The 18192-nt window shown below is 73.1% G+C and carries 19 protein-coding genes; 11 read left to right on the top strand and 8 right to left on the bottom strand.

Features of this window, described 5'->3' with window-relative positions:
* Positions 1-4 precede the first annotated feature (4 nt).
* Genes ACIQUC_RS15875 through ACIQUC_RS15865 form a run of 3 tightly spaced genes read right to left on the bottom strand, consistent with a single transcriptional unit; the run spans position 5 to position 2290 of the window.
* Positions 5-886: an SMP-30/gluconolactonase/LRE family protein gene (locus ACIQUC_RS15875; protein WP_402268863.1), complete on the bottom strand. Its 882-nt coding sequence runs from the start codon at positions 884-886 to the stop codon at positions 5-7.
* 25 nt (positions 887-911) lie between these two features.
* Positions 912-1571, bottom strand: a complete 660-nt coding sequence (locus tag ACIQUC_RS15870) for a FadR/GntR family transcriptional regulator (protein ID WP_402268860.1) — start codon at positions 1569-1571, stop codon at positions 912-914.
* Positions 1568-2290 (bottom strand): SDR family oxidoreductase, encoded by a 723-nt coding sequence (locus tag ACIQUC_RS15865; protein WP_022907810.1) that lies wholly within the window; start codon positions 2288-2290, stop codon positions 1568-1570. Before ACIQUC_RS15865 ends, ACIQUC_RS15870 begins: the two co-directional genes overlap by 4 nt.
* A gap of 62 nt (positions 2291-2352) precedes the next feature.
* Here ACIQUC_RS15865 and ACIQUC_RS15860 point away from each other — a divergent pair, with 62 nt between their 5' ends.
* From ACIQUC_RS15860 to mnhG, 7 genes are all read left to right on the top strand, one after another.
* Positions 2353-3207 (top strand): SDR family NAD(P)-dependent oxidoreductase, encoded by an 855-nt coding sequence (locus ACIQUC_RS15860; RefSeq protein ID WP_402268857.1) that lies wholly within the window; start codon positions 2353-2355, stop codon positions 3205-3207.
* A gap of 171 nt (positions 3208-3378) precedes the next feature.
* Complete coding sequence (locus tag ACIQUC_RS15855) at positions 3379-6267, top strand: Na+/H+ antiporter subunit A (protein WP_402268854.1); 2889 nt, start codon at positions 3379-3381, stop codon at positions 6265-6267.
* Positions 6264-6674: a Na(+)/H(+) antiporter subunit C gene (locus tag ACIQUC_RS15850; protein WP_022907807.1), complete on the top strand. Its 411-nt coding sequence runs from the start codon at positions 6264-6266 to the stop codon at positions 6672-6674. The genes ACIQUC_RS15855 and ACIQUC_RS15850 overlap by 4 nt, the downstream gene beginning before the upstream one ends.
* Positions 6671-8371 (top strand): Na+/H+ antiporter subunit D, encoded by a 1701-nt coding sequence (locus ACIQUC_RS15845; RefSeq protein WP_402268850.1) that lies wholly within the window; start codon positions 6671-6673, stop codon positions 8369-8371. The genes ACIQUC_RS15850 and ACIQUC_RS15845 overlap by 4 nt, the downstream gene beginning before the upstream one ends.
* On the top strand, positions 8368-8955 hold the full coding sequence (locus tag ACIQUC_RS15840) for a Na+/H+ antiporter subunit E (protein ID WP_022907805.1): 588 nt from the start codon (positions 8368-8370) through the stop codon (positions 8953-8955). The genes ACIQUC_RS15845 and ACIQUC_RS15840 overlap by 4 nt, the downstream gene beginning before the upstream one ends.
* Positions 8952-9296: a sodium:proton antiporter gene (locus ACIQUC_RS15835; protein WP_402268846.1), complete on the top strand. Its 345-nt coding sequence runs from the start codon at positions 8952-8954 to the stop codon at positions 9294-9296. The genes ACIQUC_RS15840 and ACIQUC_RS15835 overlap by 4 nt, the downstream gene beginning before the upstream one ends.
* Positions 9293-9649 (top strand): monovalent cation/H(+) antiporter subunit G, encoded by a 357-nt coding sequence (mnhG, locus tag ACIQUC_RS15830; RefSeq protein WP_022907803.1) that lies wholly within the window; start codon positions 9293-9295, stop codon positions 9647-9649. Before ACIQUC_RS15835 ends, mnhG begins: the two co-directional genes overlap by 4 nt.
* 60 nt (positions 9650-9709) lie before the next feature.
* Here the strand turns inward: mnhG and ACIQUC_RS15825 are convergent, their stop codons facing one another.
* Positions 9710-10954 carry an MFS transporter gene (locus tag ACIQUC_RS15825; protein WP_402268843.1) on the bottom strand — a complete coding sequence of 415 codons (1245 nt, stop codon included), beginning with the start codon at positions 10952-10954 and terminating at the stop codon, positions 9710-9712.
* A gap of 187 nt (positions 10955-11141) precedes the next feature.
* Between ACIQUC_RS15825 and ACIQUC_RS15820 the strand changes: the two genes are divergently transcribed.
* On the top strand, positions 11142-12170 hold the full coding sequence (locus tag ACIQUC_RS15820; protein ID WP_402268840.1) for an aldo/keto reductase: 1029 nt from the start codon (positions 11142-11144) through the stop codon (positions 12168-12170).
* 9 nt (positions 12171-12179) lie between these two features.
* Here ACIQUC_RS15820 and ACIQUC_RS15815 read toward each other — a convergent pair whose 3' ends face one another.
* A complete protein-coding gene (locus ACIQUC_RS15815) occupies positions 12180-12374 on the bottom strand; it encodes a hypothetical protein (protein WP_402268837.1) in 195 nt (64 codons plus the stop codon).
* 122 nt (positions 12375-12496) lie between these two features.
* Here ACIQUC_RS15815 and soxR point away from each other — a divergent pair, with 122 nt between their 5' ends.
* Positions 12497-12985 (top strand): redox-sensitive transcriptional activator SoxR, encoded by a 489-nt coding sequence (soxR, locus tag ACIQUC_RS15810; RefSeq protein WP_022907799.1) that lies wholly within the window; start codon positions 12497-12499, stop codon positions 12983-12985.
* Between the two features lie 63 nt (positions 12986-13048).
* Here soxR and ACIQUC_RS15805 read toward each other — a convergent pair whose 3' ends face one another.
* Positions 13049-13495 (bottom strand): MarR family winged helix-turn-helix transcriptional regulator, encoded by a 447-nt coding sequence (locus tag ACIQUC_RS15805; RefSeq protein ID WP_402268833.1) that lies wholly within the window; start codon positions 13493-13495, stop codon positions 13049-13051.
* A gap of 45 nt (positions 13496-13540) precedes the next feature.
* On the opposite strand from ACIQUC_RS15805, the gene ACIQUC_RS15800 reads away from it, so the two are divergent.
* On the top strand, positions 13541-14794 hold the full coding sequence (locus ACIQUC_RS15800) for a multidrug effflux MFS transporter (RefSeq protein WP_402268830.1): 1254 nt from the start codon (positions 13541-13543) through the stop codon (positions 14792-14794).
* A 117-nt stretch (positions 14795-14911) separates the two neighbouring features.
* On the opposite strand, the gene ACIQUC_RS15795 is transcribed toward ACIQUC_RS15800, so the two are convergent.
* Entirely contained in the window at positions 14912-15637 is a 726-nt protein-coding gene (locus ACIQUC_RS15795) for a phosphatase PAP2 family protein (protein WP_402268827.1), read from the bottom strand.
* A 112-nt stretch (positions 15638-15749) separates the two neighbouring features.
* Here ACIQUC_RS15795 and poxB point away from each other — a divergent pair, with 112 nt between their 5' ends.
* Positions 15750-17474: a ubiquinone-dependent pyruvate dehydrogenase gene (gene poxB / locus ACIQUC_RS15790; RefSeq protein ID WP_402268824.1), complete on the top strand. Its 1725-nt coding sequence runs from the start codon at positions 15750-15752 to the stop codon at positions 17472-17474.
* Positions 17475-17493: 19 nt separating this feature from the next.
* Here the strand turns inward: poxB and pcp are convergent, their stop codons facing one another.
* A complete protein-coding gene (gene pcp, locus ACIQUC_RS15785) occupies positions 17494-18141 on the bottom strand; it encodes a pyroglutamyl-peptidase I (RefSeq protein WP_402268821.1) in 648 nt (215 codons plus the stop codon).
* Positions 18142-18192: the final 51 nt, after the last annotated feature.

The following is an 18192-nucleotide window of genomic DNA, read 5'->3' as shown; positions in this document are numbered from 1 at the left end:
CGGGTCAGGATACGGCAGCGGCGTCCCTCGTGGTGGTGGCGATCCGGTACACGGACGTCGTCGCGGCGAGGAACAACGTCGTGCCGTCGTCGCCCCCGAAGCAGAGGTTCGCCGTGACCTCGGGGACGACGACCGCGCCGATCCGGGTGCCGTGCGGGTCGAACACGACCACACCGCGGTGCGACGACGACCAGACGTTGCCGTCGACGTCCACGCGGATGCCGTCCGGGACGCCCTCGCCCGGTTCGAGCCGGGCGAACACGCGGCCGTTCTTGAGCAGCTCGCCCCGGGCACCGCGCCGGTCGTAGGCCCGGATCACCGGTTCGTCACCCGAGGAGCTCGCGACGTAGAGCACCTGCTCGGACGGGTCGAACGCCAGCCCGTTCGGCTCGTCGACGTCGGTGGCGACCGGGCGCAGGTCCTCGCCGTCCGGCCCGCAGCGGAACACCCAGTGGTCGCCGTACTCCCGCTCACCGGGGTGGCCCTCGCGCGGCTGCGTGATGCCGTAGGCGGGGTCGGTGAACCACACGCTGCCGTCCCGCGCGACGACGACGTCGTTCGGGGAGTTCAGCCGGACGTCGTGCCACCGGTCGACGACGGGCGTGACGACACCGTCCCGGTCGCGCTCCACCCGTCGGTGTCCGTGCGAGCACTGCACGACACTGCCGTCCCGGTCGAGGGTGCGCCCGTTCGTGAACTCCACCCCCTGCGCGTACACCGAGGTCTCCCCCGAGTCGGCGTGCCACTGCAGGACACGGTCGCCGGGGATGTCCGACCACCGCAGCGTGCGCGTCGCGGGGATCCAGCACGGGCCCTCGGCCCAGGTGCTGCCCGTCGCGATGCGCTCGAGCGCGCCGGGGTCGGGGACGAGGTCGCTGAACGTCATGGGTTCTCCTTCGAACACGTCGAGCCTATGCGCCCGTGCGGTCGATGATCTCGGTCATCGCCGCGCCCGCGCCGTCCGGGTCCCCGTCGACGACGGCGCGGGCGAGCCGGGCGTGCAGCCCGACGTCGTGGACCGCGGGTCGGATGCCCGCCCGCTCGTCGAGGGCCCGGGCGACGACCCGGTGCAGCCGTCCGTACAGTGCGTTCCCGGACAGTTCCAGCACCAGACGGTGGACCTCGCGGTCGGCCTGGAGGAACGTGGCCGCGTCGTCCGGACCCGTGGCGGCGGCGAGGCGGTCGGCGGCGGCGAGCAGCGCCTCCTGGCTCGCACGCTGCGACGCGTCGGGCGCGCGCCCGGCCGCCGCGCGGGCAGCCGCCGGTTCGACGGCGCGACGGAGCGCGCGGAGCTCCGCGAGCGTCGCCTCGCGCGCAGGACCCGCCAACCGCCACCCGACGACGCGGGGGTCGAGCACGTCCCACTCCGAGGCCGGCAGGACCCGGAGCCCGACCCGCCGACCCGCACTCAGCAGCCCGAGGCCGACGAGGACGCGGACGGCCTCGCGGACGATGCTGCGGCTCGACCCGGTGCGGGAGACGAACCCGTCGATGCTGTCGCGGTGCCCCGGGGGCAGCGACCCGTCGACGATCGCGGTGCCGAGCCCGTCGAGCACCCGGTCGAAGATCACCGCTGCGACACCGGACTGACCACGAGCTCGTCGACGCGCACGTGCGACGGCGCCTCGAGCACGAAGGACACGGCGCGGGCGACGTCGTCCGGTCGGAGCATCACCGCACGGGCGGCCGCGTCCGGCACCGACGGCCGCTGGTCGAGGAAGTCGGTGGCGACGTCACCCGGGCACAGGTGGGTCGCTCGGACGCCGTGCGCGGCCTCCTGCTGGTTGAGGGTCCGCACGACCGAGCCGAGCGCGGTCTTCGACGCCGAGTACGCGACCCCGGCACCGGGCTGGAACGACCAGCCGGCGTACGAGGACACGACGACGACGGTCCCGCCGGACGCGCGCAGCGCGGGCAGCGCCCGGTCGAGGACCGTGACGACCGCGGTGAGGTTGGTGTCGATCACCGCGCGGACGTCCGACAGCGACTGGTCGTCCCAGCGACGCCTGGGCGCGTTCAGCCCGGCCGACAGGACGAGCCCGTCGAGCCGTCCGTGCCGGGCGAGCAGGGTCTCGCCGGCCGCGGCGACCGCGTCCGGGTCAGCCGCGTCGAGTGGCAGCACGTCCGCCGTCCCGCCCGCGTCGCGGATCGCGTCCGCGACCTCGGCGAGCCGGTCCGCCCGGCGGCCGCTCAGCACCACCGTCCAGCCGTCACGGGCGGCCGCGCGGGCGCTCGCCGCCCCCATCCCGCTGCCGCCGCCGGTGACCCAGAGCACACGTGCACCATCCATGCGGGAATGGTATGCCTATTCCAGCGCGGTCGGACCACGACCGCACGACGACGGGAGCGACGATGCACCTCGACCTGACCGACCGCGTGGTCGTCGTGACCGGAGCGGCCCGCGGCATCGGTGCCGTGCTCGCCGCCCGGTTCCACGCCGAGGGGTGCCGGGTCGTCGCGTTCGACCTGGCCTTCGACGGGCCGGAGGCGAGCGGGACCGGCGCCGGGACATCGGCCGGGGCGGGTGCCGGGGCCGGGGTGTCCGCGGCCGGGGCCGGGGTGTCCGCGGCCGACCGGTCCGCCGGTGCGCCGCCGGTCGACCGGATCGTGTGCAACGTCGCCGACCCCGACTCGGTCCGCCGCGCGGTGGACGAGGTCGTCCGACGCCACGGGACGATCGACGTCCTCGTCAACAACGCCGGCATCAACGTCGAGGGCGCCGTGGCGGACCTCGGGTGGGACGACTGGCGGCGCTGCATGGACGTGAACGTGGGCGGGACCTTCCTGGTGAGCCAGGCCGTCGCGCCCGTGATGCAGCGAGCCGGCCGCGGACGGATCATCAACGCGGCGTCCTTCGCGGCGATCGTGCCGAGCGTCGGCAGCGCTGCCTACGCGGCGTCGAAGTCGGCCGTCGTGGCGTTCACCCGGGTGCTCGCGTCGGAGCTCGGGCCGTGGGGCATCACCGTGAACGCCTACGCGCCCGGCATGGTGCCGACGGCGATGAACGGCTTCGAGACGATGCCGACCGCGGCGCAGGACCGGCTCCTCGACACGCTCTCGCTGCGCCGGTGGGAGACCGCCGACGACGTGGCCGACCTGCTCGTGTTCGTGGCGAGCGACGCCGCCGGGTACGTCACGGGCACGCTGCTGGACGTGTCCGGCGGCAAGCTCGCGACCCAGATGCCCGCGCGGGCATACGGCCGCTGATCCGAGGAGACCGGACCGGACAGGGCGGCGGGCAGACGGGCAGAGTGGTGCTGGAAGCCTGATCCTCGATCGGCCTCCCTGTCCGCCCACTCAGGAACTCCACATCCCCCTCTCCGTAGGCTGTGAGGGCCCAGTGAGCCGGACTGCAGCCCGACCCCGAGGAGGTGCCCGATGGTCATCGTCCTCGTCGCGTTCGCGATCGTCGCCCTGATCGTCCCCGCCCTGACCCCCGTCCTCGGCCGCCGTGTGTTCCACGTCGCGGCCCTCGCACCGGCAGCGGCCGCGGTCCTCACCGTGGCGCAGACCGGTCCGGCGCTCGACGGCGGGGTCACCGAGCGGTTCCGGTGGGTGCCGCAGCTCGACCTCGCGATCGCCCTGCGGATGGACGCCCTGTCGTGGGTCCTCGCCCTCGTGGTGAGCGTGGTCGGAGCGCTCGTCCTCGTGTACTGCGCCTCGTACTTCAGCCCGGACGAACCGGGGCTCGGCCGGTTCGCCGGGGTCCTCACCGCCTTCGCCGGGTCGATGTACGGGCTCGTGGTCGCCGACGACGTCATCGTGCTGTTCGTCCTGTGGGAGGCGACGACGGTCTTCTCCTACCTGCTGATCGGGCACGACTCGGTGAAGCGCGCCAGTCGCGCGGCGGCGATGCAGGCGCTCGTCGTCACCACCGCCGGGGGCCTGGCGATGCTCGCCGGTCTGGTGGTGCTGTCGGTCACCGCCGGCACGACGTCGCTCTCCGGGATCGTCGCCGACCCGCCGTCGGGGACGATCGTCTCGGTGTCCGTCGTGCTCGTCCTGCTCGGTGCGCTGACGAAGTCCGCCATCGTGCCGTTCCACTTCTGGCTCCCGGCGGCGATGGCGGCACCGACCCCGGTGAGCGCGTACCTGCACGCCGCGGCGATGGTCAAGGCCGGCATCTACCTCGTCGCCCGGCTCGCCCCCGCCTTCGCGCTGCTCGGCGGCTGGCGCGAGACGATCACGGTGCTCGGCGTGCTCGGGATGCTCATCGGCGGGTACCGGGCGCTCCGCCAGACCGACATCAAGCTCCTGCTCGCCTACGGCACGGTCGCCCAGCTGGGGTTCCTCGTGCTCGCCGCCGGGTGGGGTGCTCCCGAGGTCGCCCTCGGCGGCGTGGCGCTGCTGGTCGCGCACGCCGCGTTCAAGTCCACCCTGTTCCTCGTCGTCGGCGCGGTGGACCACGTCACGGGCACCCGCGACCTCGCGAAGCTGAGCGGGCTCGGCCGGCGGATGCCCTGGACCACCGTCGTCGCCGTCCTCGCCCTGCTGTCGATGGCCGGCATCCCGCCGACGATCGGGTTCGTCGCGAAGGAGGCCGTGCTCACCGGCTTCATCGACTCGCTGCACGGCCCCGACGCCGCCTGGGCGTGGATCGCGCTCGTCGGCGTCACGATCGGCTCGGTGCTCACCGTGGCGTACTCGCTGCGGTTCCTGTGGGGCGCCTTCGGGCGGAAGCCTGGAGTCCCCGACACCGAACCGCACGGGCTGCACGGCCTCGGCGTCGTGCCGTCGGTGCTCGCCGTCACGGGCCTCGCGCTCGGGGTGGCGACGCCCCTCGTCGCGCTCGGCATCGAGCCCGCCGCACACGCCGCGGCCCTCGACGGCGAGGTCCCGCACCTCGCCCTCTGGCACGGACTCGAGCCGGCCCTCGGCCTGTCCGGCGTGACGCTCCTCGGCGGCATCGCACTGTTCGCCCTGCGCCGACCGGTCGAGGCGCTGCAGCACCGCCTCGCCGGGTCGCCGAGCGCGTCGGGCACCTACCGCCACCTCATGCGCGGCCTCGACCGCGTGGCGACCGGCCTCACCGCCGGCCTCCAGCGCGGTTCGCTCCCCTACTACCTGACCGTCATCCTGTCGGTGTTCGTCGCCGGGGCGCTCGTCAACCTGGTGGTCGGCGGCCCGTGGGCGTTCCACGTCCGGTTCGCCGACTCGTGGGGCCAGATCCCGGTCGTGATCGTCATGTCGATCGCCGCGATCGCCGTCCTGACCGCCAAGACCCGCTTCGCCGCCGCCGTGCTCGTCGGCGTGACCGGCTACGGCATGTCCGTGCTGTTCGTCCTGCACGGCGCCGTCGACCTCGCCCTGACCCAGCTCGTGGTCGAGACCGTGACCCTCATCGCCTTCGTGCTCGTCCTGCGTCGGCTGCCCCCGCGGATCAACACGGCGAACCCGTCGCGGTTCCGGATCGCGCGGGCGCTGTTCGCCGGGCTGGCCGGCCTGACGCTGGCGGTCGTCGTGGTCGTCTCGGCGTCGGCCCGCACCGCCCGACCGCTCTGGCCGGACCTGCCGGCGCTGACGAGCTCGTTCGGGCACGGTCTGAACGTGGTGAACGTCGCCCTGGTCGACCTGCGCGGCTGGGACACCCTCGGCGAGCTGACGGTCGTGGTCGCCGCCGCGACGGGTGTCGCGAGCCTCATCTTCGTGAACTCCCGCGAGGACACCCTCCCCCGCCTCCGCGACCTGCCGGCCCGGCTCGCCCCGGGCCGCGAGGAGCGCACGGACGGCGAACCCCGCGCCTGGCTGCCGACGAGCGCTGCCATCCCGACCGGCCGTTCGGCCCTGCTCGACGTCGTGGTGCGGCTGCTGTTCCACGGCCTGATCGTGCTGTCGGTCTACCTGCTCTTCGCCGGACACAACGCGGCGGGTGGCGGGTTCGCCGGCGGGCTCGTCGCGGGCATCGCCCTCGCGGCGCGGTACCTGGCCGGCGGCCCGGCCGAGCTCGGCGCCGCGGCCCCGGTGCGCGCGGGTCGCCTGCTCGGCCTCGGCGTCGCGACCGCCGCGATCACCGCCCTCGTACCGATGTTCTTCGGCAAGGAGGCCCTGTACTCCGAGTTCTTCGAGGCCACCGTCCCCGTGCTCGGCCACGTCGAGTTCGTCACCGCGACGTTCTTCGACATCGGCGTCTACCTCGTCGTCGTCGGCCTCGTGCTCGACGTCCTCCGCAGCCTCGGCGCCGAGGTCGACCGGCAGCGCCTCGAGGAGTCCGCGACGCCCGTGCGGGACGCCACCGAAGCCCCCACCCCGGAAGGGAGCGCCACATGACCGTCACCCTCGTGCTCGTCATCGCGATGGCGGTGCTGTTCTCCTGCGGGGTGTACCTGCTCCTCGAGCGCTCGCTGACCCGGATGCTGCTCGGGTTCCTCCTGCTCGGCAACGCCCTGAACCTGCTGCTGCTCGTGATGTCCGGCGCCGCCGGGAACCCGCCGATCGGCAAGTCGTCCGAGGGCATCACCGACCCGCTCCCCCAGGCGTTCGCCCTGACCGCCATCGTCATCACGTTCGCGGTGAGCGCCTTCCTGCTGGCGCTCATCCACCGCTCGTGGAAGCTCTCCCGCGCCGACGAGGTCGAGGTCGACGAGGCCGACGTCGCGATCGGCCGGGAACGCGACGAACCGGCAGACGAAGACCCCGAGACCACCACCGACGCAGAACAGGAGGCGACCCGATGACCTGGCTCGTCCCGCTCCTCGTCCTCGTCCCGCTGCTCGGTGCCGCGGTCGCGCTCGGACTCCTCAACCACCAGAAGCTCCAGCGCGCGATCACCGTCGTGGTGCTCGTCGTCGCCCTGGCCGTCGCCGCGACGCTCATGGTGCTCGTCGACCAGCACGGCACGTTCGTGGTGCAGGTCGGCGGCTGGGACGCGCCGTACGGCATCTCGCTCGTCGTCGACCGGCTGAGCGCCCTGCTCCTCACGGTGAGCGCGAGCGTGCTCCTGATCGTCCTGCTCTTCTCGATCGGCCAGGGGCTCGCGGCCGACGACGGCGAGGCACCGGTCACGATCTTCTACCCGACCTACCTCGTGCTCGCGGCCGGGGTCCTCGACTCCTTCATCGCCGGGGACCTCTTCAACCTCTACGTGGCGTTCGAGATGCTGCTCGTGGCGAGCTACGTGCTCATCACCCTCGGCGGCAGCGAGCAGCGCGTGCGAGCAGGCACCACGTACATCGTGACGAGCCTCATCGCGTCGGCGATCTTCCTCGCGGCGATCGGGCTCGTGTACGGCGCCACGGGCACCGTCAACATCGCCCAGATCAGCGAGCGGGTGGCGGGGCTGCCGGAGCACGTGCAGCTGCTCCTCCACACGATGCTGCTCATCGGGTTCGGCATCAAGGCGGCCGTGTTCCCGCTGGCGTTCTGGCTGCCGGACTCCTACCCGACCGCCCCGGCCCCGGTGACGGCGGTGTTCGCGGGCCTGCTGACCAAGGTCGGCATCTACGCGATCATCCGGCTCGAGACGATCATCTTCCCGAGACCGCAGCTGAACACGGTGCTGCTCATCGTGGCGATCCTCACGATGGTGGTCGGCGTGCTCGGTGCGGTGTCGCAGACGGACGTGAAACGACTGCTGTCCTTCACGCTCATCAGCCACATCGGGTTCATGGTCATGGGCGTCGGCCTCGGCTCGGTCGCGGGGACGGCCGCCGCGGTCTTCTACACGGTCCACCACATCGTGGTGCAGACGACGCTCTTCCTGGTCTCCGGCCTGATGGAGCGCGTGGGCGGCACGACCTCGACGAGATCGCTCGGCGGACTGCTCAAGGCCGCGCCGCTGCTCGCCGCGCTCTACCTCGTGCCGGCGTTCAACCTCGGTGGCATCCCGCCGTTCTCCGGCTTCATCGGCAAGCTCGGACTCTTCCGCGCCGCGGCGATCGACGGCTCACCGCTGGCGTACGCGACCATCGCCGCCGGTGTCGTGACGAGCCTCCTGACCCTGTACGCGCTCATGCGCGTCTGGGACGCCGCCTTCTGGCGGCCGAAGCCCGCGGCCGAGGCAGCGGCCCCGCACGCGAGCGTCGCGGAGCCGCACGCCCACCTGCGGTCGCCGGAACCGGCACCCCTGACCGTCTCCGAGGAGACGGGCAAGGCCTTCCACCCGGGAGGCTCGGTGACGGTCACCGACGCACCGCACGCGAGCCGCGCCTCCCGTCCGGAGACCGCACCGACGGCCACGCAGGCCGGCGTCGGCGAGGCGCCCACCCACGTCCGGTTGCCGCGCATGCTCGTCGGGGTCACGACCGTGGCCGTGCTCGGCTCCGTCGCCCTCACCGTCGTCGCCGGTCCGCTGTACGGCTACGCGACCCGCGCGGCGGAGTCGCTCGAGTCCCCGGACCGCTACGTGCAGGCCGTGCTCGGGGGTGACCGGTGACCGCGAACAGCACCCGGCGCATCACGAACGCGCGGCGCATCGCCGTCGCGTGGCGCTACGACGTCCCCCTCGTCGCCGGGCTCACCGTGCTGTGGGCGCTCCTCTGGGGCTCGTGGACGCCGCTCACCCTGCTGTGCGGGATCGTCGTCGCGCTCCTCGTCACGCAGTTGCTCCCGCTGCCCCCGGTGCCGCTGTCCGCCCGGTTCTCGATCCCGCACGCGGCGTGGTTCCTCGTCGTCTGGTCCGGCCTCGTCGTGCTCGCCTCGTTCCGGGTCGCCTGGGTCGCGCTGCGCCCGCGCGGGGTCCGCCGGAGCTCGATCACGCTCGTGCAGCTCCACACGACGTCCGAGATGACCTTCACCCTGGCGACGCTCGCGATCTCGCTCGTGCCCGGCTCCTACGTCGCCGACGTCGACCTGCGCCGACGGCGGCTGCTGCTGCACGTGCTGGACACCGAGCGCGTCGAGCAGGTCGAGGCGGCCCGCCGCGAGGCGCTCGGCATCGAGACGCTCGTCATCCGCGCCCTCGGGTCGAAGCAGGACCTCTCCGAACTGTCCGAACCCCTGCCGGAGGTCACGCGATGAGCGCCGCAGTCGTCGTCATGGGGATCGGGATCGCCCTGGTGCTCGCGCTCCTCGGTGCCACCCTCGTGCTCGCGGTCCTCCGCATCGTGCGGGGTCCGACGATCCTCGACCGGATGATCGGCTCCGACATGGTGCTGACGACCGCCCTCGTCGTGATCGGCGCCGCGATGGTGGTCCGGCGGGACCTGACCGCCGTCCCCGTCCTCGTCGTCATCGCGGCGACGAGCGTCTTCGCCACGATCGCCGTCGCGCGTGCGGTCACACCGTCCTCGGACCCGTCCGACGAGGGCCTGACCGTGACCACGCCCGAGCACGCCGACGACCAGGAGCGTCCCCAGTGATCGACATCATCCAGGGCTTCATCGACGGCGCCGGGGTGCGCGCGTGGATCGCGCTCGCCCTGCTCCTCGTCGGGTCGGTGCTCTCGCTCGGCGCCGGGGTCGGGATCGTCCGGTTCCCCGACCCGCTCGTCCGGCTGCACGCCATGGCGAAGCCGCAGGTGCTCGGGCTCGCGTTCACCCTCGCCGCGGTCGTGGTCGCCGTGTGGACGTGGACCGCGCTGTGGGTCGTCCTGCCGATCATGGTGTTCCAGCTGTTCCTCGTGCCGGTGTCGACGCACATGATCGCGCGGGCCGGCCTGCGGGCGGACGACTACCGCCACGAGGACCTGCTCGTCGACGACACCGAGTCGTGACGAGCTGACGGCCTGGAGGCGCGGTGCGGGCCCGCACCGTCCCTCCGGACCGTCAGGCGGTCACGCGTGTGCGCGACGCGACAGCACGAGGTTCGCCACCGCGGCGAGCACGACGATCGCCGCGGACGCGGCAGGGAACAGCATCGCGGCACCGGCTCCGTGCTGTTCGGCGACGTCGCCCGTGATCGCCGACGCGACCGACTGGCCCACGATGACCGCGGAGCCGAGGATCGTCATGGTGGTCGCCGAGCGGCCGACGGGCGACCGGTCGGAGCCGAGGCTGTACTGCGCGACCAGGGTCGGGCCGATGCCGATGCCCATCACCGCGAGCACGACGCCCACGGCGACGACGGAACCGGCCTGCGAGAACCAGACCGCGCCGCCGAGCAGCACGACGCCGAACACGAGCCAGCGCCACCCGAGGGCGAAGCCGCGCGGGAACGCCGCCGAGCCGAGCGCGAGCCCCGCGGAGCCGATGCCCATCAGGCCGTAGAGCAGCCCAGCCTGCGACGGCTCGCCGTGCGTCTCCATGAACGCGGTGAGCGAGGTGAGGGTCGCGCCGAAGAACAGGCCGACACCGAGGATCCCCACCACGACGACGACGAGTCGGGGGCGGAGGAGCTGGCGCGCCGGGGCCTGCTCGAGCTCCTCGTGGCGGCCGAGCACGAGCTTGCCGGTCGGGTGCAGCGCGAACGCCGTGACGAACACGAACGTCAGCGCTGAGGCACCGGCGACGGCGACCCACGGGGCGATCGCGCTCGCGAGGATCCCGACGAGGAACGGCCCGATGATGAACACCGTCTCGTCGGCGGCGGACTCGTAGGCCATCGTGCCGCTCAGGACCTTGCTCCGACGTGCGGGCGCCATCCGCTGCCCGATGATCGCGACGAGCCGGGTCCGGGACATCGGGGCGACCTGCGGTGCCGAGGCGCCGATGCAGAACGCGAGCGCGAGCACCGCGACGTCCGGCGCCGTGCCGTCCACCAGGAACGGGAACACCCCGAGCAGCACGGCGTTCACGAGCCCGACGGGGACGAGCACGTTCCGCTGCCCGAAGCGGTCCGCGGCGGCACCGACGAGCGGGCCGAAGACCGCGGCGCCGATGCCGACCGAGGCGGAGTTCACGCCGCCGAGGGCGACCGAGTCACGGGCGGAGACGACGAGCGTCAGCACGCCGACGACCATCATCGCGAACGGGAGCCGGGCGACGAACGCTACGGGGAAGTACCAGCGTCCGGCGTGTGCGACGAGGGACCGGTCGTCGGTGGTCGCGGGGGCGGACGGGGTGGAGCTGGTCTGGAGCATGGAGGTGTGCCTTCTCGGCCCGGCCCGGGAGCTTCGGGGGCGGACCCATCGGGTGCCGCCGTTGTCCGCCGGGGAGCCGACGGCCGGTAGATACACACTGCGTGTTGGTGGAGCGGACCCAGGGTACCAGCGGTAACGGTTCGTCACCCGGGCCCGTCGCGGGGTGCGTCCTCCTATCGTGGCGGCCATGGAACAGCGACGCATGGGGCGGACCGGAGCCCCGGTCAGCGCGCTGACCCTCGGGACGCGTGCCGTGTCGTCCGTCGCCGAGCGTGACGTCGACGACGCCGTCCGGCTCGTCCACGAGGCGCTCGGGCGCGGGGTCACCGCGGTGGACGTGTCCGACGCGGACGGCGCGGGGCTCGCCGAGACCGTCCTCGGCGCGGCGCTCGGGGACCGACGGGACGACGTGTTCCTGGCGGTCCGGTTCGGCGACCCGGTCGACCACGACCCGTCGCACCACGGCAACGGCCGGCGCTGGATGTTCCGTGCGGTCGAGCGCAGCCTCGAGCGCCTCGGCACCGACGTCATCGACCTGTATCAGCCCGCGCACCCGGACCCGGCGACCTCGCTCGACGAGACGCTCGACGCGCTCGCGGACCTCGTCACCCAGGGCAAGATCCGCGCCTTCGGGATCCCGGGCTTCCCCGCCGAGGAGCTCGTCGAGGCACAGTGGCTCCGGTCCGGCGGGAAGAGCGCGAGCGCGACCCACGCCCCGTACTCGATCACCACGCGCACCGCGGAGCGCACGGCCTTCCCGGTGGCCCGTCGGTTCGGCCTCGGTGTGCTCGCGGCAGCACCCCTCGCCGGCGGCTGGCTCGCCGGCGCGTACCGGGACGGCACCGCGCAGCCCCGGTCGCCACGCGCGCTCGAGCAACCGCACGCGTACGACGTCGGCGCCCCGGCGAACCGTCGGAAGCTCGAGGTCGCCGATCGGCTCGGGCGCCTCGCCGACGAGTCCGGTCTGACGCTGCTCGAGCTCGCGGTGGGGTTCGCGCTGACCCATCCGGACGTGTCGTCGGTGGTCGTCGGGCCGCGCACGATCTCGCACGTCGACGCCTACGCGCAGGCGGCCGAGGTGGTGCTCGACGACGATGTCCTCGACGCGATCGACCGGATCGTGCCGCCGGGGACGCACGTGCTGGAACAGGACACGGGCATCGCGCTGCCGGGGCTCAGCCGGGAGCGCCTGCGCGGGCGCGTCCTCACCCCCTGACGGCTCCGCTCAGCGGTAGGCGAGCGTGCTGAGTGCCGCGTGCACGAGGATCACCGGCACCGCCAGTGCGTACGGGAGGCGGGCGGCGGTGCGCTCGAGCCGACCGAGGACGCCGTCGAGGGCGAGCGTCGTGCTCGCGGCGTCGGGACGGGCCGCTCGGGCGGTCGTGGTGCGGGCGGTGCGGGGCTGCAGGATCGTGGTCATGGTGGACCTTTCCGGGTCGGGAGCCGCCCCTCGCGGCTCGTGGTGTTCAACATATTGCACATCAGATTGCATGTCAACCGCTATGTCGATGGGGGCTCCGGTGCCGACCTAGGATCTCGACCATGGTGGAGATCCCGCGCCCGAGCCCGACCGACCTCCTCACGATCGGCGAGGTCGTCGCGAGGACCGGGGTCGCGGCGTCGGCCCTGCACTTCTACGAGCGCAAGGGCCTCATCCACCCGGAGCGCACGGCCGGCGGCACCCGCCTCTACCCCCGGCACGTCGAGCGGCGCATCGCGATCATCCAGGTCGCGAAACGGCTCGGGATCCCGCTCAGCGAGGTCGCCGAGCAGTTCGAGACGCTGCCGTCCGACCGGATGCCGTCACTGCGCGACTGGAACCGGTTGAACGAGCGGTGGCGCGCACGACTCCGCGCCCGGCAGCTCGAGCTGGAGCGGCTGCAGGAGGAGATGACGCAGTGCATCGGCTGCGGCTGCGTGTCGCTGAACGCCTGCCTCGTGATGAACCCGGGCGACCAGCTCGGTGCCGAGGGGCACGGCGCCCGGCGACTGCTGCCGATCGCGGACGAGGTGCCGGACCGCACCGCCTGACGGACGGGAGGCGCGGGGCGGGGCCGACCCGCGCCTCCCGTCCGACAGCCGGTCGCGTCGCGGTCAGCGCGTCGCGTCGCGCAGGTGGCCGTCGATGCGCGTGAGCGTGGCGAACGTCGTCGCCACACCCTCGTCGTCGCCCCCGAGCGCCTGCCGGAGCATGCCGGCCCAGTGCGCGTGCAGCCGTTCGATGCTGCCCGCGGCGAGCTCGGTCGAGTACAGCTGCACGGTCCGGGCGTCGTCCGGGTCGGGCCGACGCTCGACCATCCCCTTCGCGACGAGCGACCCGACCGCCACGCTGAGGTTGCTGCGCTTGAGGGCCGTCGCCTCGGCCACCGCACTCGGGGTCGAGCCGGGGTTCCGGTCGATCCACCGCATCACGAGCGCCTCGGTGCCGGTCAGCGGCACGATGTCGAGCGACCGGGCGCCGTTCGGGTCGATCTCGCGCGAGATGCGGAGCACGACGTCGGCGAGCTCGGCGAGGAGGTCGTCGGACGGCGCGGATCCCATGGCGTCACCCTACCGACGTCGACAATGAGTTATGATTTCATAATCATGACGACGGACACCGGCTCCATCCGCGCGCACGCCGCGACGCCCACGACCCGACAGCAGGGCATCACCACCGGCCTGCTGCTCGTGCTCGGCCTGCTGAGCGCGGTTGCTCCCTTCGCGACCGACCTCTACCTGCCGGCCTTCCCGCAGATGACCACCGACCTGCAGGCATCGGCGACGACCGTGCAGCTCACGTTGACCGCGTTCCTCGTCGGTGTGACCGCAGGACAGCTCGTCTTCGGGCCGCTGTCCGACCGGTTCGGCCGCGTGCCGCCGCTCCTCGCCGGCGCCGCGCTGTGCGTCGCCGCGAGCGCCGCGGCCGTCCTCGCGCCGACCGTCGGCGTGCTCGTCGTCGCCCGGCTGCTGCAGGGCCTCGGCGGCGCGGCCGGCATGGTGATCGGGCGCGCGGTGATCTCCGACCTCGCGACGGGCAAGCCGGCGGCGCGGGCGTTCTCCCTCATCATGATCGTCGGCGGGGTCGCCCCGGTCGTCGCACCGCTGCTCGGCGGACTGCTGACCGGGCCGATCGGCTGGCGCGGACTGCTCGGCATCGTGCTCGGGCTGTCGGTGCTCATGCTCGTGGCGGTGCTCGCCGTGGTCCGCGAGACCCACCTGCGGTCGCGCCGTGACGCCCTGCGCGCCGAACGACGGGCCTCCGGCGCGACGGGTTCGCCGGTCCGGGCGCTCCGCTCCCGGACGTTCGTCGGGTACACCGCGGTGTTCGGCTTCGCGTTCGCGGTGATGATGGCGTACATCTCGGCGTCGCCGTTCCTGTACCAGGACATGCTCGGGCTCGGCACGGTGGGCTACGGGATCGCCTTCGGCTGCAACGCCCTCGCGCTGATGGGCGTCAGCATCCTGTCCGCGAAGCTCACGGCGACCCGGTCGGTCACCGGGGTGCTCACGCTCGGGATCGCACTCGTGCTGGCCTCGACCGTCGGGTTCGCCCTGCTGGTCGTCACGGCGGCACCGGTGTTCTGGCTCGCCGTACCGCTCTTCACCGCCGTGGGGTCGCTCGGGCTCGTGCTCGGCAACGCGACCGCACTCGCGCTCGGGGCGGTGCCGCAGGCTGCCGGGAGCGCCTCGGCCGTGCTCGGTGCCCTGCAGTTCGGGCTCGCCGCGCTCGTGTCGCCGCTCGTGAGCATCGGCGGCGAGGGGACGGCGGCGCCGCTCGCGGTCGTGATGCTCGCGGCCGCGGTGGTCGCCGTGGTGGCGCTCGTGGCGGCGCGCGGTCGGCGCGGCGTCGGCGCCTAGGGTCGCGCGCGGGGTCGGGCGCGCGCGGGGCTCGGCGCGCGCGGGCTCGGCGCGGGCCCGGCGCGGGGTTTCGCGCTCAGCGACAGTTCACGCGGCAGTCGGCCCGTGAGGTGTCGCTCAGCGCGTGACCTCGCGCTGCGCCGCAGGACCCCGCGACCGCAGGAACGGGATCTTCGGCATCAGCCAGTCGACCCACACCACCCGCACGCCCGGAGCGACGGCGAGCGCCCAGAGGATCGACGCCGCCGCGTCCGTCGGGTAGTGCACGGCGTCGATCGACACCGCGAAGAACACGACGACGATCGCCACGGTCCCGAGGCCCAGCACGAGGCGGTGCCACCGGGTGTCGCGGAGGAGCCAGACGAGGGCGATCACGAACGCGGTGATGTAGACCGTGTGCCCGCTCGGGTAGCCCGGGTCCGGCTGCACGGGGAACGGGTGCGGCAGCACGGCGACGTCCGGCCGGGCCCGGTGCACGATCTCCTTCACGACGGCGGACGGCACCCACGTGATCGCGATCGTGCCGCCGAACGCCAGTGCCGGACGCAGGTCGCGGGTCCGCCACCAGATCACCGCGACCACCACGACGGTGATCCCGATCGCCGGGCCGGGGCTGATGACGTGGTAGACCGCGGTCGCGAACGCCCCGAGGGCCCCGGTGTGCAGGCCGTTCAGCGCCTTCGAGAGCCCGAGGTCGACCGTGCCGAGCGTGAACCCGACGATCGTGATCAGGACGACCGCGACGACGGCGATCGCCACCGACGCGAGCGGGTAGCGGCTCCGGTCGAGGATCCCGGACGCGTCGGACACTCGTCGGCGGGGGCGGAGGTCGTGGTCGGACATCCGCCCATCGTCGCAGGTGCGGCGCCCCGTCGGCCCCGGAGTCCGGTGCAGGACGATCAGAGATCGCTCAGCGAACGGCAAGGGATCAGCCGCCGGGACTAGACACGAGGGCATGACAACCGTTGCCGAGAACATCGTCGCCACCCTCCGTCAGAACGACGTCCAGCGGGTCTACGGTCTCCCCGGGGACTCCCTCAACGGCTTCACGGACGCGCTCCGGAAGGACGGGACGATCCGGTGGGAGCACGTCCGCCACGAGGAAGCGGCCGCGTTCGCCGCCTCCGCCGAGGCCGAGCTCACCGGGGAACTCGCCGTCTGCGCCGGCAGCTGCGGCCCCGGCAACCTGCACCTCATCAACGGCCTCTACGACGCGAACCGCTCCCGCGTCCCCGTCCTCGCGATCGCTGCGCACATCCCCACGGCGGAGATCGGGTCCGGCTACTTCCAGGAGACCCACCCACAGGAGCTGTTCCGCGAGTGCTCGGTCTACGTCGAGTACGTCGCCGACCCGTCCCAGATGCCGCGCCTGCTCGAGATCGCGATGCGCGCCGCCGTCGAGCAGCGCGGTGTCGCCGTGCTCGTCATCCCCGGTGACGTGCTCCTCGCCGAGGCCGTCGCACCCCGGGTCACCACCATCGAGCGCGCCACGCCGCGGATCATCCCCGCGCAGGCCGAGCTCGAGCGCACCGCGCAGCTGCTCAACGGCGCCGACCGGGTCACCATCCTCGCCGGCGCCGGTGTCGCGGGCGCCCACGACGAGGTCCTCGCACTCGCCGAACGCCTGCAGGCGCCGATCGTGCACGCCCTGCGCGGCAAGGAGCACATCGAGTGGGACAACCCCTACGACGTCGGCATGACCGGACTGCTCGGCTTCGCCTCCGGCTACCGCGCGATGGAGGACGCCGACGTCGTCCTGATGCTCGGCACCGACTTCCCGTACCAGCAGTTCTTCCCCGCGAAGGCGAAGCACGTGCAGGTCGACGTCCGCGGCGAACAGCTCGGCAAGCGGCACCCGGTCGACATCGGCCTGGTCGGCACCGTCAAGGACACCGCCCTCGCCCTCATCCCGATGCTCGACGGCTCGAAACCCGCCAAGCACCTCGAGGACGCCCGCAAGCACTACGCCAAGACCCGCGCCAAGCTCGACGACCTGGCCGTGCCCGCCGGCAAGCACAAGCCGCTCCACCCGCAGTACGTCACGCGGGTGCTCGACCGGCTCGCGTCGGACGACGCCGTGTTCATCCCCGACGTCGGCTCCCCCGTCGTGTGGGCGTCGCGGTACCTCACGCTGAACGGCCGCCGCCGCCTGATCGGCTCGTTCGTGCACGGCACGATGGCGAACGCCGTCCCGCAGGCGATCGGTGCGCAGGCCGCGTTCCCGGACCGGCAGGTCGTCGCGATGGCCGGCGACGGCGGCCTCGCGATGCTGCTCGGCGAGCTCATCACGATCGTGCAGAACAAGCTGCCCGTGAAGATCGTCGTGTTCGACAACTCGTCGCTGAACTTCGTCGAGCTCGAGATGAAGGCGGCCGGGTTCGTCACCTACGGCACCGAGCTGCAGAACCCGGACTTCGCGAAGGTCGCCGAGGCGATCGGCATCCGGGGCTTCCGCGTCGACGAGTCCGACCAGCTCGAGGACGCACTCGCGGCGGCCCTCGCGCACGACGGCCCCGCGCTCGTGTCCGTCAAGGCCGACCGCCAGGAGCTGTCGATGCCGCCGGCGGTGACCCTCGAGCAGGCGAAGGGCTTCACGCTCTACGCGATCCGCACCGTGCTGTCCGGTCGCGGCGACGAGCTGCTCGACCTCGCGTCGACGAACTTCCGCCAGTTCGTCTGACGGGCGAGGGCGGCGCGGCTCAGGACTCCGCGCCGCCCTCGGCGACGATGTCCGGCGCCGGGTCCAGCGATGCGCGGACGACGGCGTCGAGCGCGGTGACGATCTCGTCGAGCCCGAGCGAGGGGCCGCCACCGGCGATGTCCGGGGTCGCCGGGACGTGCACGAAACCGGCGCGGAACCCGTCGCGGTCGGCGAACGACATGAGCTCGTAGAAGACCTGGTTGCAGGTGAACGTCCCCGCGGTGTTGGACACCGCAGCGGGGACCCCGGCCGCCCGGACGTCGCGGACGATCCGCTTAATGGGCAGCCCGCTGAACGCCGCCGGCGCTCCGACCGGGTCGATCGGTTCGTCCACCGGCTGCGCGCCCGCGTTGTCCGGGATCCGGGCGTCCATGACGTTGATCGCGACGCGCTCCGGTGTCACCGCGGCCCGGCCGGCAGCGAGCCCCGTCGCGATCACGACGTCGGGCCGGTGCTTCGCGAGCACCGCCGCGAGCCGCGACCGTTCCTCGGCGAAGACCACCGGCAGCCGCTCGACGACGAGGGTCGCCGGTCCGTCCCAGGTGGCCGCCAGCCGCTGCGCGGCGTCCCACGAGGGGTTCACGGCGTCGCCGCCGAACGGTTCGAAGGCGGTCAGCAGGACGGTCGGTTCGGTCGCGTCAGCCACGTCCTCATCGTAGGGACCTGCGGGCCGGGAGGCGCGGTGCGGGGCCGAACC

The sequence above is a fragment of the Curtobacterium sp. NPDC098951 genome (genome assembly GCF_044759965.1).
Taxonomy (GTDB): Bacteria; Actinomycetota; Actinomycetes; order Actinomycetales; family Microbacteriaceae; genus Curtobacterium.
This window is presented reverse-complemented; position numbering and strand designations above follow the sequence as displayed.